16 protein-coding genes and 2 tRNA genes are annotated in these 15029 nt (G+C 65.4%); 11 read left to right on the forward strand and 7 right to left on the reverse strand.

The features are described 5' to 3' along the window. The first annotated feature begins 46 nt into the window (after nt 1–46). From Mrose_RS11080 to Mrose_RS11115, 8 genes are all read left to right on the forward strand, one after another. Entirely contained in the window at nt 47–1510 is a 1464-nt protein-coding gene (locus tag Mrose_RS11080; protein ID WP_245969845.1) for an acetate--CoA ligase, read from the forward strand. Between the two features lie 207 nt (nt 1511–1717). Beyond that, on the forward strand, nt 1718–1972 hold the full coding sequence (locus tag Mrose_RS11085; protein ID WP_119278227.1) for a DUF4212 domain-containing protein: 255 nt from the start codon (nt 1718–1720) through the stop codon (nt 1970–1972). 11 nt (nt 1973–1983) lie between these two features. Next, on the forward strand, nt 1984–3723 hold the full coding sequence (locus tag Mrose_RS11090; protein WP_119278229.1) for a sodium:solute symporter family protein: 1740 nt from the start codon (nt 1984–1986) through the stop codon (nt 3721–3723). A 76-nt stretch (nt 3724–3799) separates the two neighbouring features. Next, entirely contained in the window at nt 3800–4216 is a 417-nt protein-coding gene (locus tag Mrose_RS11095) for a hypothetical protein (RefSeq protein ID WP_119278231.1), read from the forward strand. A 14-nt stretch (nt 4217–4230) separates the two neighbouring features. Then, a complete protein-coding gene (locus Mrose_RS11100; RefSeq protein ID WP_119278233.1) occupies nt 4231–6054 on the forward strand; it encodes a putative nucleotidyltransferase substrate binding domain-containing protein in 1824 nt (607 codons plus the stop codon). 2 nt (nt 6055–6056) lie between these two features. Next, nucleotides 6057–6635, forward strand: coding sequence for a 3'-5' exonuclease (locus tag Mrose_RS11105; RefSeq protein ID WP_119278235.1), 579 nt, complete (start codon nt 6057–6059; stop codon nt 6633–6635). Between the two features lie 74 nt (nt 6636–6709). Next, on the forward strand, nt 6710–7624 hold the full coding sequence (locus Mrose_RS11110) for a phosphodiester glycosidase family protein (RefSeq protein ID WP_245969847.1): 915 nt from the start codon (nt 6710–6712) through the stop codon (nt 7622–7624). A gap of 237 nt (nt 7625–7861) precedes the next feature. After that, nucleotides 7862–8104: a hypothetical protein gene (locus Mrose_RS11115; RefSeq protein WP_147371627.1), complete on the forward strand. Its 243-nt coding sequence runs from the start codon at nt 7862–7864 to the stop codon at nt 8102–8104. Nucleotides 8105–8126: 22 nt separating this feature from the next. Here Mrose_RS11115 and Mrose_RS11120 read toward each other — a convergent pair whose 3' ends face one another. The 7 genes from Mrose_RS11120 to Mrose_RS11150 form a co-directional block, all read right to left on the reverse strand. Beyond that, nucleotides 8127–8567, reverse strand: a complete 441-nt coding sequence (locus tag Mrose_RS11120) for a hypothetical protein (RefSeq protein WP_147371628.1) — start codon at nt 8565–8567, stop codon at nt 8127–8129. Nucleotides 8568–8746: 179 nt separating this feature from the next. Continuing rightward, nucleotides 8747–8823, reverse strand: a tRNA-Met gene (locus Mrose_RS11125). Nucleotides 8824–8932: 109 nt separating this feature from the next. Next, nucleotides 8933–9009 (reverse strand) — tRNA-Met (locus Mrose_RS11130). 254 nt (nt 9010–9263) lie between these two features. Continuing rightward, nucleotides 9264–10250: an L-glyceraldehyde 3-phosphate reductase gene (mgrA, locus tag Mrose_RS11135; RefSeq protein WP_119278242.1), complete on the reverse strand. Its 987-nt coding sequence runs from the start codon at nt 10248–10250 to the stop codon at nt 9264–9266. Between the two features lie 28 nt (nt 10251–10278). Beyond that, nucleotides 10279–10677, reverse strand: a complete 399-nt coding sequence (locus Mrose_RS11140; RefSeq protein ID WP_119278244.1) for an inorganic diphosphatase — start codon at nt 10675–10677, stop codon at nt 10279–10281. Beyond that, nucleotides 10674–12035 (reverse strand): magnesium transporter, encoded by a 1362-nt coding sequence (gene mgtE, locus Mrose_RS11145; RefSeq protein WP_119278246.1) that lies wholly within the window; start codon nt 12033–12035, stop codon nt 10674–10676. The genes Mrose_RS11140 and mgtE overlap by 4 nt, the downstream gene beginning before the upstream one ends. 328 nt (nt 12036–12363) lie before the next feature. Next, on the reverse strand, nt 12364–12912 hold the full coding sequence (locus Mrose_RS11150) for a DUF305 domain-containing protein (RefSeq protein ID WP_119278248.1): 549 nt from the start codon (nt 12910–12912) through the stop codon (nt 12364–12366). A 176-nt stretch (nt 12913–13088) separates the two neighbouring features. Here Mrose_RS11150 and ffh point away from each other — a divergent pair, with 176 nt between their 5' ends. From ffh to Mrose_RS11165, 3 genes are all read left to right on the forward strand, one after another. Then, entirely contained in the window at nt 13089–14384 is a 1296-nt protein-coding gene (gene ffh / locus Mrose_RS11155) for a signal recognition particle protein (RefSeq protein ID WP_119278250.1), read from the forward strand. Between the two features lie 54 nt (nt 14385–14438). Beyond that, nucleotides 14439–14681: a 30S ribosomal protein S16 gene (rpsP, locus tag Mrose_RS11160; RefSeq protein ID WP_119278252.1), complete on the forward strand. Its 243-nt coding sequence runs from the start codon at nt 14439–14441 to the stop codon at nt 14679–14681. Nucleotides 14682–14804: 123 nt separating this feature from the next. Continuing rightward, nucleotides 14805–15023 carry a KH domain-containing protein gene (locus Mrose_RS11165; RefSeq protein WP_119278254.1) on the forward strand — a complete coding sequence of 73 codons (219 nt, stop codon included), beginning with the start codon at nt 14805–14807 and terminating at the stop codon, nt 15021–15023. The last annotated feature ends 6 nt before the right edge of the window (nt 15024–15029 follow it).

Genomic DNA, 15029 nt, shown 5'->3' on the forward strand with positions numbered 1-15029 from the left:
GGCCGCTTCTACCTCCTTGAACATCTGATCCTGGGCTTCCCTACGGGTGGGCGACCGGGTGGCGGTGTACATGCCCACCGGCCTCGAGGCCGCCCTGACCCTGCTGGCCTGCGCCCGCATCGGTGCCATCCATACCGCCGTTGCGGCAGGGCTGGGCAGCAGCGTGCTGCACGAGCGGCTGGTGGACACCCAGGCCCGGCTGCTGGTGGCTTCCGACCGCATGTACCAGTCCGGGCGGGCCCTCTCGCTGGTGCCGCTGGTTCAGGCCGCCACCGAGGGGCTCGATCTCCAGGTGCTCTGGCACGGGCGGGGTGGAGAGGGACATGCGCTGGAGTTCTGGGAGTTGCTCGAGCGCCAGCGACCCGATACCCCCGCCGAGCCCCTGCCCGCCGAGCACCCCCTGTTCATCCTCTACACCTCCGGCTCCACCGGCAAGCCCAAGGGGGTAGTTCACACCCACGCGGGCTTCATGGTGGGCACCACCTACCACCTGCGCACGCTGTTCGACCTCAAGGACGGCGAGACCTTCTGGACCACCGCCGACCTGTCGTGGATCGTGGGGCACGCCTATGGGCTCTACGCGCCGCTGCTGGAAGGACTGACCACCGTGCTGCGCGAGGAGAGGCTGGACTACCCCGACCCCGGCAGCTTTTACGAGACCCTCGAGCATCAGGCGGTAAACGTGCTGCTCACCAGCCCCACCTGGCTGCGCACTTTTCGCCGCCACGGCCCGGAGTGGCGCAGCCGCGCCGACTTGAGGAACCTGCGCCTGGTGGGGAGCGTGGGCGAATACTTGGCCCCCGAGGTCTGGCACTGGGCCACCGAACACCTGGCCTGGACCATCGACAACTGGTGGCAGACCGAGACCGCAGCCCCCTGCCTGGCCACCCCGCTGTGCCTGCCGGCCAAACCCGGCAAGGTGGGCTTCCCCCTGCCCGGCGTGAAGGCGCTCATCCTCGACGCCGAGGGCCAGCCAGTGCCCGTGGGGCACAAAGGTCGCCTGGCCTTGCAGCCCGGCTTTCCCCAGTTCATGCACACCCTCTGGAACAACCCCGCCGGCTACGAGAAGGCCGTCCAGGAGGGGCTGTATCTCACCGGCGACATCGCGATGAGCGATGAGGAGGGCTACATCACCCTGCTGGGTCGGGGTGACGACGTGATCAAAGTCGGGGAACAGCGCATCGGCACCGCCGAGCTCGAAGGGGCCATGCTCTCGCACCCGGCGGTGGTGGAGGCCGCGGCCATCGGGTTGCCCGACCCCGAGCGCGGAGAGATCATCAAGCTCTACGTGGTGCCCCGCACCCCGGACATGGGGCCGGAGGTGCAGGCGGTGATGGCCCAGAAGCTCGCCACCCACCTGCGCCGCCAGCTGGGGCCGCTCGAGGTGTCCGTCGAGGTGGTCTTCATCCCCCAGCTCCCCCGCACCAAGAGCGGCAAGATCCTGCGGCGGGTGCTGCGGGCCAGGGAAACCGGAGCCGATCCCGGCGACCTCAGCACGCTCGAGGAATAGCCCAAAAACGTTCTTTCTCGGCCAGGTCTCCCTGGCCGGTCAAGTGCCGCCGGGTACCTATCCGCACGGGGATTTCCTGGTTTTCGCATATGGCTGAAAAAGGCGGAAAACTTGCCTGCCCGAAAAGCGAGTGCTAAAGTTCGCCCCAAGACCAATAACTCGGCGTCGTCTATCCATCGTCCGATGGTCTGGGGAGGGTTTGTTGTGATGGATAAAAGCAAGGCAGCGGCTTACTGGAAGGCCAACCTCAACCTTATCGTCAGCCTGCTGGCGATCTGGGCGTTGGTCTCGTACGTCTTCGGCATCCTGCTGGCGCCGGCCCTCAACGGCATCCGGCTCGGCGGCCTGCCGCTGGGCTTCTGGTTCGCCCAGCAGGGCTCGATCTACGTCTTCGTGATCCTGATCTTCGTCTACGCCGCGCGGATGCAGCGGGTGGACGAGCAGTTCAACGTTCACGAATAAGGAGTGAAGGCATGTCGGTTGAGACCTGGACCTATATCATCGTCAGCATCACCTTTGCCGTGTACATCTACATCGGCTACTGGGCACGGGTGCGCGACACGCAGGGCTTCTACGTCGCCGGGCGTGGCGTGCACCCCATCGCCAACGGAGCAGCCACCGCAGCCGACTGGATGTCGGCGGCCAGCTTCATCTCGATGGCCGGCCTGATCTCCACGCTGGGCTACGACGGCGCGGTATACCTGATGGGCTGGACCGGCGGCTACGTGCTGCTGGCACTGCTGCTGGCGCCGTACCTGCGCAAGTTCGGCAAGTACACCGTCCCCGACTTCGTGGGCGACCGCTATTACTCCCAAACGGCCCGGCTCATCGCGGCCATCGCCGCCATCTTCATCTCCTTCGTGTACGTGGCCGGCCAGGTGCGGGGGGTGGGCATCGTGTTCAGCCGCTTCGTGGGGGTGGACATCGCCACCGGCGTGATCATCGGGGTGGCGGTGGTGGGCTTCTTTGCCATCATCGGCGGCATGAAGGGCGTGACCTACACCCAGGTGGCGCAGTACGTGGTGCTGATCATAGCCTACGCCATCCCAGCCTTCGCCATCTCGAGCGTGCTCACCGGCAACCCCATCCCGCAGATGGGCTTTACCTTCAGCGATCTGATGCCCAAGCTCAACCAGATCCACCAGGACCTGGGTTTCGCCGCCTACACCGCCAGCACCAAGCCCATGATCGACGTCTTCTGCATCACCATGGCGCTGATGGTGGGCACTGCCGGTCTGCCGCACATCATCGTGCGCTTCTATACCGTGCCCAACGTGAAAGACGCTCGTATATCGGCGGGCTGGGCGCTGCTGTTCATCGCCCTGCTCTATACCACCGCCCCGGCGCTGGCCTCCTTCGCCCGCTACAACCTGATCCAGACCTTGAATGGCAAGAGCCTCGAGGAAGTTCGGGCTATCCCCTGGGTGGCCAAGTGGGAAAAGACCCGGCTCTTGCAGTTCACCGACAAGGACGGCGACGGCCGCATCACCTTCGCGCCGGGCCGGGCCTTCAACCTCAAGAGCGGACGGCCCGACTTCACCAGCCCCAACCCCGCCAGCCGCAACGAGGTCTACTTCGACAACGACATCATCGTGCTCTCCACCCCCGAGGTGGCGGGGCTGGCCCCCTGGATCATCGCGCTGGTGGCGGCGGGTGGCCTGGCCGCGGCGATGTCCACGGCTTCGGGCTTGCTGCTGGTGGTGAGCAGTTCGGTGGCCCACGACATCTACTACCGGCTCATCAACCCCGGCGCCTCGGAGGCCCAGCGGCTGCTGGTGGGGCGCGTCATGATCGGCGTGGCGGTGGTGATCGCAGCCTACTTCGGGGTCAATCCACCGGGCTTCGTGGCCCAGGTGGTGGCCTTCGCCTTCGGCCTGGCGGCGAGTTCCTTCTTCCCCATCATCGTGCTGGGCATCTTCGACAAGCGCATGAACAGCCAGGGCGCCATCGCGGGGATGCTGACGGGGTTGATCTTCACCACCGTCATGATCCTGCTGATGAAGTCCGACGTGCTCTTCGGGCAAGCAGCGCCCGCGCTGCCCAACTGGTTTGGCATCAGCGCCGAGGGCATCGGCACGGTGGGGATGGTGCTCAACTTCGTCGTGGCTTGGGTGGTCTCCCGCGCCACCGCGGCCCCGCCGGAGACCGTGCAGCACATGGTCGAAGACCTACGCATCCCCCGCGGCGCCGGGGCGGCGTCGGCTCACGATTAGGCGTCCTCGAGCCGGCCCCCCCTGCATTCAGGGGGGACCCTCATATAGGAGGGAAATGACGGCTTATCCTAAAGTCATGCAACCGGCCAAAACCACGACCCTGAGCCTCCCCCACCTGTTGCGGCGGGTGGTGGGGATCTACCTGGGAGTAGGGGTGTTCTACCTGCTGGGCAGCCCCTTCTTCGGCTTTCCCCTTCCTACCCCGCTCCAGATGCTCGAGCTGCTCCTGGCCGTGGTGCTAGGCAGCCTGCTGGGAGTCGGCTTCTCCTGGTTCTGGCCCCTGCCCGCGGGGCGGGGCTGGGAGCGGGTAGCCCGCACGCTGCTGCTGTCTATCCCGGCGCTGGGCCTGGGGCTGACCCTCCAGCTCCTGCTGCAAGGCCCCCAGGCCCAGCAGGCCATCTTCCTGGTTTTCGCCCTCGCAGCCTGGCTGGCCTCGGGCTTCATCGCGCGACTGCCGGGCGAGGCTAAAGCGGCTGAGCAGGGGAAGGGATGAGAAGCCAATAGGCAGTGGGAAACACCTTGACCCCCCTCGAGTTCATCCGGCAGACCCCACCCTTCGACCGCCTACCCCCAGAAGCGCTCGCGGCGGTGGAACGGGGTCTCGAGATCAGCTTCTTCCCCAAGGGCACGCGGGTTCTCGCTCACACGGGACCACCCAGCGAGCACCTCTACCTCATCCGCAAGGGCGCGGCCCGTCTGCTGCGCGAGGGCCGAGAAGTGCTGCTGCTGGAGGAAGGCGACTGCTTCGGCTACCCCTCGCTGTTGGCGCAGGACGCGCCGTCCTTCGACGTGGTGGCCGAGGAGGATCTGCTGGTCTACCGCTGGGAGCAAAAGATCTTCCGCGGACTGCTGGCCTACCCCGAGTTCGCGCAGTTCTTCAGCCGGGACCTGGCCGAGCGGCTGCGGCTGGTCTCGAAGGCCCTCCACCACGCCCCCAGCACCCTCAACCTCGACCTGAGCATGCCGGTGGGGGAGCTGGTGAGCCGCCCTCCGGTGTTCGTGGCCCGCAGCGCCAGCATCGGCCAGGCGGCCCAGATCATGCGCGAACAGCGGATTAGCTCGCTGCTGGTGGAAGGGGAACCCCTGGGCATCCTCACCGACCGCGACCTGCGCAACCGGGTGTTGGCCGAAGGGCGCGGCCCCGAAACCCCGCTGGCCGAGGTGATGAGCGCTCCAGCCAAGACCCTCAACGCCGAGACCCCGCTGTTCGAGGCGCTGGCTTTCATGGTCTCGCAGGGCATCCACCACCTCCCTGTCACCCGAGACGGGCGCATCGTGGGGGTGATCACCGACACCGTGCTCATGCGCCAGCAGACCCGCAGCCCTCTCTACCTGCTGCGCCGCCTCGAGCGCACCCGCGACCCCGCCGACCTGCAGGGCTACCGCGAGGAGCTCACCGGGGTAGTCGAGTCGCTCATGGCCGGAGGGCTGGGGGCTCCTTCGATCGGGCGCAGCGTGAGCAGCCTCAACGATCAGCTCGTGCGGGTGCTGCTCGAGCTGGCCGAGGCCAGGCTTGGACCACCCCCCACCCCCTACGCCTGGATCGTCTTCGGCAGCGAAGGGCGCATGGAGCAGACCCTGCTGACCGACCAGGACAACGCCCTGATCTACCAGGACGACCTGCCCGAGGCCCGGCCCTACTTCGCCCGCCTGGCCGAGTTCGTGGTGCAGGGGCTCTTGCAGGCCGGCTTCCCGCCCTGTCCCGGCGGCTATATGGCCACCCGCTGGCACAAGCCCTTGGCCGAGTGGGAGCGGCTCTTCGGCCACTGGATCCAGCAGCCCAACCCGCAGGAGTTGCTCGAGGCCCAGATCTTCTTCGATTTCCGCCCGGTTCACGGGAATCTGTCGCTGCAAAGCCTCGAGCAACTCGTTGCCCACAGCGGCCAGCACCGCATCTTCCTGGCCCAGATGGCCCGCTCGGCGCTCCAGTTCCGCCCACCGCTGGGTTTCTTCCGCCGCATCCGGGAGGAGGAGGGAGGGGTCGATCTCAAGAAGGGGGGCATCGCGCCCATCGTGAGCCTGGCCAGGGTCTACGCCCTCGAAGCCCTCAGCCCGGCGCGAAGCACGCTCGAGCGGCTCGAGGCCGCCGCCCGCGCGGGCAAGCTGAGCGCCGAGGGAGCTGAGACCCTAGCCGAGGCCTTCAACTTCCTGACGCGCCTGCGCCTGCGCGAGCAGCTCGGCGCACTCCGTCGCGGGGAGGCTCCTGGCAACAAGGTGTCCCTCGAGGCTCTCTCCGCGCTCGAGCGCCGCCACCTCAAGGAGGCCTTCGTGCTGCTGCGCGAGATGCAGGAGGCCCTCGGCCAGCGCTTCCAGACCGACCTCCTTGGATAGCGATGCGCTGGGACTCCCAGACCTACTGGGCGCTGGACCTCGAGACCAGCGGCCTCTCCCCCACCGACCAGATCCTCTCGGTGGGGATGGTGCCCATCCGGCAGGGAGTCATCTGCTACGGTGAGCATTTCTACAGCCTCGTGCGACCCCAGGCAGGTCTGCCGCTGTCGCACGAAGGCATCCGAGCCCACCACATCGTGCCCGCCGAACTCGAGGCCGCCCCCCCTCTGGCGGAGGCGCTCGAGGCCATTCACCCTCGCCTGAGCCAAGGAATTCTGCTGCTGCACCACGCCCCCGTGGACATGGGCTTCCTGCGCAGGGCCTATGGCCACCTGCACCGCCCCTGGCCCAGGCCCCGGGTGCTCGATACCGTGCGCCTGATCGCCAAACTACAAGAGCGGCAGTGCTACCTCGAGCCCCATAGCCGCCCGCTGCCCAGGGGCCTGGCCGAAGCCCGCGCCCATTTCGGCCTGCCCCCTCACCTCGAGCACCACGCCCTCTACGACGCCCTGGCAACAGCGGAGCTGTTCCTGCTGCTGCGCTCGAGGTTGGGAGCGAAGACCCTGCGACAACTCACATGAGTTTGCCCCTTGTGCGATGGTTATAATCGCCTCTCAACACACCACACCTGCGCTACCCTAAATTTACGGTGCAGATGGGACGAAGCGCTCGAGGATGGTTGGGGTGGCTGGTCGCTTTCGTCGTGCTTTTCGGCTCGGCCTGGGCCCAGACCTCCAAGGTCTACGTGGTGCAGCGGGGCGATACGCTGTGGGGCATCGCCAAGCGGCACAAGCTGAGCCAGGCCCAGCTCAAACGCTGGAACAACCTGGAGAGCAATGTGATCTTCAGGGGCCAAAAGCTGTGGCTCAGCCCGCCGCCGCCCAGCTTCGCCGTCAGGCTCATCAATGGCCCGGTGCTGGGTGTTCCGGTGCTGGCCGTTCAGGTCAACCTAGCCCACCCCCAGGTGCGGATCAGGCCCCTTCTGCCCCAGGGGGGTCTGGGGCGAGGCGGCGCCCCTCTGCTGAGCCTGGCTCGGCAGCCTCGGCTGGTAGCGGCCATCAACGGCGGATATTTTCACCCCCGCACCTTTTCACCCGCCGGAGATCTGGTGGTAGGTGGCCAGCAACTCTCGAGGGGCCGCATCCCCACCGCGCTCTCCATCACACCCGACAACCGTGCACGCATCCACAACCGCCAGGAGCCCTGGCGCGGCTATGAAACCGTGATCGCCAGCGGGCCCTACGTGCTGCGGGAGGGCCGGGTGGTGGTGTGGCCGCGCTCGGAGGGCTACAACGACCCGGCCATCTGGAGCCGGGCCCGGCGCAGCGTGGTGGGCCTGGTCAACGAGCGCTTTTTGATCTTCGTCAGTACCCGCCAGCCCCTCACCCTCTCCGAAACCGCCAAGATCATGGCCCGGCTGGGGGCCAAGGACGCCATCCTGCTCGACGGGGGCTCGAGCACCGGGCTGGTCTGGCAGCAACGCCTGCTCATCTCTCCCACCCGCAAATTGGCCTACGGGATCGGAATATTCCTGGCCCCGCCAGCCAAAGCCAGGCCGAACCGTAGCTGAGGGCCAGGAAAGCCGGCGCGGGTCTGTTCTTGCACCTGGTCACCGGCAACCGACCATCGACTATCGATGCTTCGGGTATAGGAGACATGACGCACAAACATTAGCTTTCGTTCATCCACCTGTGGCAAATGACCCCGCCCATCACCCCAGCCTGGCTACCATCGAATCAGCCGGATGGGCAAACCCTTCTACGTTTCTCCCTAGCCACCTCTGCCGTACCGGCTCAAGGGAGCAGCTATGCACGAACTGAACTCACGCATGGAAGACCTCGAGCAGCTCGCGGCCTTGGCCCTGGCTCACCCGCAGGCCACGACCCGTGCCAAAGCCCTCATCCGGGAAGCCCTGAGCGAAACCTGGAGCCTGGCCCTGCTCGCGCTGCACTTCGAAGACCCCCACTGGATCGCCGAAGCCAGCCAGAGCGCAGCAGGGCCCATCGAGCAACTCGAGCAGTTTTTCCGCCAGTTCGCCATCCCGGCCTGAAGCGCGGAGTCCGACAGTAGGCCTACCGGTAGCGCACGAAGCTCAAGAAAAGCTCCGTGCGGGTTTGGGTCACTCCGAAGGCCAGAAAGCCAAATTTGTCGTGTTTGTAGTGGCGCACGGTAGCCACGACGCCCCCCGCCCGCACGGTGTTCTCGGAGAAGTTGCTCCAGCCCGCATCGTCAAGGGCTTTCAAGAGGATGCTGGCCCCCTTGGGGTTTGTGGAGAAATAGGACTCATCGGAAAAAGGGCTGCGCCCGTTGCCCTTGATCCACAGCTTGATCTGCAGCAAAACCTGGCCCTCGGTATGACCGCATTCCTTGATGAGCCAGGTGGGCTTGGCCATCATGACCACACCGTTGAAGATGCCTTCGGTCTTCTGCGAGAGGCAGGGGCTCGATTCAGCCCAGGCCATCGGCAAAACCAGCAACAACCACCCAACAGCCCCACCAATAGCGATCCTCATGAACCCTTTATAGACCTCGAGGCCCAGGTCGGCTGGGGTATTTGGGAAATGAGCCCCAAAGTTGAAGCTTGAGTTAAACCGGCAAACCCGTGGGAATGCGCCGAACACCGAGTGTCAGCAGGGGTGAGGCCAATATCGAAAAGGGCGGGGTCCTGAACCCCGCCCCGCTCCCGTCGTCTTGGTGGCTGTGGGCGGACTTGAACCGCCGACCTAACGATTATGAGTCGTTCGCTCTAACCAGCTGAGCTACACAGCCAGGCTTTGCGTGTGCCATCAGCACAACGTAAAAAGTGTAGCGTCTGAGGCGAGAGCGGTCAAGTACGGGTAATTGAGAAGCGCAGGGGTGGCCCTGCGCTTCTGGGTTCTGGTTGCGGGGATAGGATTTGAACCTATGACCTTCGGGTTATGAGCCCGACGAGCTACCAGACTGCTCCACCCCGCGATGCTCCTGGCTCAGGAGGGATTGGCCTCCGAAGCCGCAAACTCCAATATAGACGGCAAATAGCAAAGCGTCAAGCCCGTTCCCCCGAACCGAATGCAGCCAGCCCTCGGCAAAAGGTGGGGGCTCATGGTTTGTGTCAAGGGATCGCGCAGCTTGTGGCACGTGGCCTGCGATGAAAAGGGCCACGGAAGCGCCGATAGCCACTCGCGTTTTGCCTTTGGCGTATTGCGTTTTGCGTATCGCGTCCGACCTCCCTAGCTCAGAATCGCCTCGATGGCCCGCAATTCCCCCTCCGACAAATCCAGCTTCTTCAGCGCTCCCACCGCATCGTCGATGTGTTCGGGGCGACTGGCCCCGATGAGGGCGGAGGTGGTGGTGGGCAGGCGCAGCACCCAAGCAAGGGCGAGCTGGGCAAGGGTCTGGCCCCGTGCCTGGGCGAGTTCGTTCAGGCGGCGCACCTTGACGAGTTTATCCTCTGTGAGGTGCTCGGGCTTGAGGAAGCCGTGGGGTTTGGCCGCCCTCGAGCCCTCGGGGATGCCCCCCAGGTACTTGTCGGTGAGCAGGCCCTGGGCCAGCGGCGAGAAGACGATGCTGCCGATGCCCTCCTCGGCCAGCACGGCGGTGAGGCCGTCTTCGATCCAGCGGTTGAACATGGAATAGCTAGGCTGATGGATGACGAAGGGGGTGCCCATGGCCCGCAGCATCCGGGCAGCCTGGCGGGTGAGGTCGGGGGGGTAGTTGGAGACACCCACGTACAAAGCCCGGCCACTGCGCACAGCCTGGTCCAGCGCGCCCAGGGTTTCCTCCAGCGGCGTGGATGGATCAGGGCGGTGGTGGTAGAAGATGTCCACGTACTCCAGGCCCATGCGCTTCAAGCTCTGGTCGAGGCTGGCGAGCAGGTACTTGCGCGAGCCCCAGTCACCATAAGGCCCCGGCCACATCAGGTACCCGGCCTTGGTCGAGACGATCAGTTCGTCACGGTAGGGCCTCAGGTCGTCGCGCAGCACCCGCCCGAAGGTCTCCTCTGCCGACCCCGGCGGCGGGCCGTAGTTGTTGGCGAGGTCGAAGTGGGTGATGCCCAGGTCGAAGGCCCGGCGGATCATCTGGCGGGCATCCTCGTAGCGGTCCACACCGCCGAAGTTGTGCCACAGCCCCAGCGAGATGGCCGGAAGCTGCAAGCCACTGCGGCCCGCGCGGCGATAGAGCATGGTGTCGTAACGGCTGTCCAGTGGGTAATACACGGCAAACCTCCGGCGACTCCAACCAATCCTACCCCGAGCCCGCAGGCAGGGAGGCGATGAAGGCCAGGGCTTCCTCGGCTGCGGTAATGCGGGCGTCGCGCCCGACGAACCAGGCCTCGAGGCCCGCTCTATCGAGCTTCTTCAGGTCGCCGGGCCGACCCAGCAAAATCTTGTGGTCGAGGTCGTTGACCCAGACCATGCCCAGCACCTCGCCCTCGAGCCACACCCCCGGCGCGACGGGGGCCGGGTCGCACCAGATCGCGTCGAGTTCAGCCTGGTCGGCGGGGTTGAAGTAGCGCGGAATGCAGCCGTAGTTGACGGGGGGCAGTTCCCAGCCCCAGGGCTGGCGGGCCACCAGCACCCCGCCCTTCCAGTCGTAGCGCTCGCGGGTGCCGATGGTCCACTCGACCACCATCTCCAGCTTCATAGCTTCAGCAGCCATTTGGCCATGCCCAGGTAAATCAGCAGCCCGGTCAGGTCGCTCAAGGTAGCGATGAGGGGATTGGAGATGAGCGCCGGGTCGAGCCCGATTTTCTTGATGCCGATGGGCAGCAGCGCCCCCACGATGTTGGTCACGGTCATCAAGGTGGCCAGCGAGAGCACCAGCACCGGCAGGATCTCGGTGTGCCCGTCGATCACCACCTTGATCGCCAGCACCGCCGCCAGGGTGAGCCCCAGCAACGCCCCCACGCCCAGTTCCTTGAAGAGGATGCGCCACCAGTCGCGCCCCCGCACGTCGCCCGTGGCGAGCGCGCGCACGATGAGTGTGGAGGACTGGTTGCCGGTGTTGCCCCCCGCCCCCAGCAGGATGGTGAGGTAGAAGGTCAGGGCGGTGACCGCGCTCAAGGTGGCCTCGAAGCCCTCGAGGATGCTGCTGGAGAACATCCCCCCCACGATCAGCACCACCAGCCAGCGCACCCGCGCACTCCACAGATCCCACAGCGTCGAGCGGCTATAGACCAGTTCCGGAGCCTCCACCGCACCCAGCCGGTAGATATCCTCGGTGGCTTCCTCCTCGATGACGTCTACCACGTCGTCGATGGTGATGATCCCCGAGAGTACCCCGTTTTCGTCCACCACCGGCAGGACCTGGAAGTTGTAGTCGGCCATCATGCGGGCCACCACCTCCTGGTCGGTGTCGGTACGCACGTACTTCACGTCGGGGTTCATGATCTCGCGCACCCTGGTCTTGGGGTCGGCTACGATCAGGTCGCGCAGGCTCACCACGCCCTCCAGCCGCCCCGCCACGTCCACGACGTAGAGGTAGTACACCTGCTCGGCATCGGGGGCCACCCGGCGCAAAAAGCGCAGCACCTCCTCCACGCTCATCGAGTCGCGCAGGGCGATGTACTCCGAGGTCATCAGCCCCCCGGCCTCGTCCTCCTCGTACTCGGAGAGTTCCTCGACCTCGGCGCGGGTCTCGGGGTCGAGCTCGGCTTTGATTTCCTCGGCTAGCTCGGGGTCTTCTTCCTCGACGGCCTGTAGGGTGTCGGTGAGGTCGTCGAGGTGGAGTTCGCCCAGCAGTTCCTTCACCCGCCAGCGCGGGAGGGCCTCGAGCAGCGCGGTTTGCTCGTCTTCCTCGAGGTGGCTGAAGACCTCGGCAGCTTCGCCAGTAGGCAGCAGCGTCAGGATGACCAGGTGGTGCTCGGGTGCGAACTCGGCCCAGTTGTCGATGATCTCCGGAGCGTAGAGTTCCTCCAGCGCCGCCTTCACCGCCACCGCGTCGCTTTCGGTGAGGGCGTTCTGGAGAGCCTGGATGGCTGCAAGGCGCTCGGTATCGTACATTTGCCACCTCCTTCTGTGCCCCTGTTGCGCTTTAAACAGCACAGCAGTGCGGCCTTGGAAGGAAGCAGCCGTGAAGTACGGGATTGTCGAGGGATTAGCGGTGGCTCAAAAGCACAGAGCGCACCGGGCTAAACCTTCGACTGTCGCTGTAATCTTCCACGGTGCCTCCTGAAACCTTCGAGCCTCTGACCCCATGCCAGCGGTCCCGAAGGGGCTTAGAGCCTTCGATAGGGTAGCACCGCGGGCCCCCGGTGGCAACCGTTTTCGGACCTCACCCCTAGCTTCCCCTCTCGGGCCCAGAAGAGGCGATGGCGGGGAAAGAGTCGCTTCAGCGCCCCAGCATCACCAGTTGCAGTTGTTCGGCGCGCTTGGTCTCCCCATCGCGGATGCGCCGGGCGAACTCGAGCACCGCCCGGTTCTTCGAGCGCTGCAATGCGATCTGCGAGAGGTTGACGCTGGTAGCGAGGTTGGTGGAGATCACGTTGGCGAAGGTGTCGCGCACGCTCGGCTTGCCCAGGTCCAGGCTGAGCTGGTCGAGATCGGCATCCATCTCGATCTGCATGATCTCCTTAATCAGGGGCCTGCCACCGCCCAGGCTCTCGAGCAGGCGGCCTATCTCCTCCAGCCGCGCCTTGCGGTCGCCCATCATCCCCTCGACCCAACGCTTCATGGCCGGGTCCTTGGCGTACGGCAAGTACTCCTCCCCCAGCTTGTGCATGCCCTCGTAGTGCGGCAGCAGCATCGAGAGGTAGACCCTGTCGAAGCTCTGATCGCTGGCTTCGCGCATGGCGAGCCAGATCTGCGAGTTGGTGAAGCCGCAGCCCAGGGCCGTGCCCAGCGCCAGGGCAAGGGTGAGTAGGGGAGCCAGGAGGCGCATAGCGTTCTCTAGGGGGATTGTAGCTCACTTTTGCTTCCCGGCCCTCACCGACCCCCAACTTGATATTGACACGCTCAACCTTGTGCTGCTACCCTGGCGGGCGGCCCTCAAAAAGAGGGCTTTCAATCGCAAAAAAGGCTTGAGTGATTTTTTGAGGTCTGAGGGAGCCAGAAAGCATGTTTGAGACGCTAAGCCGCCGCATCCGCGACGCAGTGGACAAGCTGCGCGGGCGGGGTCGTATCAGCGAGGCCGACCTCAAGGCCACCCTGCGCGAGATCCGCGTGAGCCTGCTCGAGGCCGACGTGAACTTCGAGGTAGCCAGGGAGTTCGTCGCCAAAATCCAGGAGAAGGCCCTCGGGCAGCAGGTGCTCGAGAGCCTCACCCCCGCCGAGCAAATCCTCAGCGTCGTCTACGAGGAGCTCACCGAGGTGCTGGGGGGCGAGGCCAGGCAACCGGTGCTGAAGAACGAGGGCAACGTGTGGTTTTTGGTGGGCCTGCAGGGCTCGGGCAAGACCACCCACGCCGCCAAGCTGGCTCAGTTCTACAAGGGCAAGGGACGCCGCCCTTTGCTGGTGGCCGCCGACACCCAGCGCCCCGCCGCCCGCGAGCAGCTCAAAATCCTGGGCGAGAAGGTGGGGGTGCCGGTGCTCGAGGTCGCCGACGGCGAGCGACCCGAGACCACCGCCCAGCGCCTGCGCCAGCACCTGACCTTCGACTACCGCGACCTGGTTCTCGTCGATACCGCCGGTCGGCTTCAAATCGACGAGAACCTCATGAACGAGCTTGCCCGGCTGAAGGCGGCAGTAGGCCCCACGGAAACGCTGCTGGTCGTGGACAGCATGACCGGGCAGGAGGCGCTGAACGTCTCCAAGACCTTCGACGAGCGCATCGGGGTCACGGGCCTGATCCTCACCAAGCTCGACGGCGACGCGCGCGGTGGGGCGGCGCTTTCGGCGCGGCACGTGACGCAAAAGCCCATCTACTTCGCGGGGATTTCGGAGAAGCTCGATGGCCTCGAGCCCTTCTACCCCGACCGCCTGGCCCAGCGCATCCTGGGCATGGGCGACCTCCAGACCCTGCTGGAGAAGGCCAAGGCTGCCGAGCTCGAGGCTCCCCTCAAGGCTCCGGGCGAGATCACCCTCGAGGACGTCATCAGCCAGATGCGCCAGATCCGCAAGATGGGCAGCTTCGGCGACATTCTCAAGATGATCCCCGGCATGTCGCGCATGCTGCCCGCAGGCTTCCAGGTTGACGATAAGGCGCTCAACCGGCTCGAGGCCATCGTGCTCTCCATGACCCCGCGCGAGCGCCGCGACCCCAGAATCCTCAACGCCTCCCGCCGCAAACGCATCGCCGCCGGTTCGGGCACCAGCGTGCAGGAGGTCAATCGCCTCATCAAGACCTTCGACGACATGAAGGCGATGATGAAGACCATGCACAAGACCAAGGGCCGGGGCCTGTTCCGGCGCTAGTGAGTTCAGGAGATACGCCATAGGGCAGTGAATATCTCACGAAGGAGTGAAGCAATGACCAAGATCCGCCTTTCCCGTTTCGGCTCGAAGAAGAACCCCCACTACCGCATCGTGGTGACCGACAGCCGCAACAAGCGCGACGGCGCTTACCTCGAGCGCTTGGGCTACTACGACCCCCGCAAGACCACCCCCGACTGGCTCAAGGTCGATGGCGAGCGCGCGAAGTACTGGCTCGGCGTCGGAGCCCAGCCCACCGAGACCGTGAAGAAGCTCTTCAAGCAGGCCGGGGTACTGTAAGCCCGTCGGTAGTCCATTGTCGATGGCCGATAGCCGAATTTCACTGGCTATCGGCTTTTCGTTGTCGAGCCGGAGGTTTACGTCTATCGACTACCGGCCATCGGCTTGGGTAAGCTATCCCCTATGAAAGACCTCGTGGAATACCTGGCCAAAGCCGTGGTGGATCAACCCCAGGCGGTGCGCGTGGAGGAGCGGCGTGGGCGCGAGGGGCCGGTGTACTACGTGGAAACCGCTCCCGCCGATAAGGGCCGCCTCATCGGGCGTCAGGGGCGGGTGATCGAGAGCATCCGCACCATCGTGCGCTCGTACGCCAAGGGACGGATTTCCGTCGAGGTGCGCTAGGCCAGG

Source organism: Calidithermus roseus (assembly GCF_003574095.1).
Classification (GTDB): Bacteria; Deinococcota; Deinococci; order Deinococcales; family Thermaceae; genus Calidithermus; species Calidithermus roseus.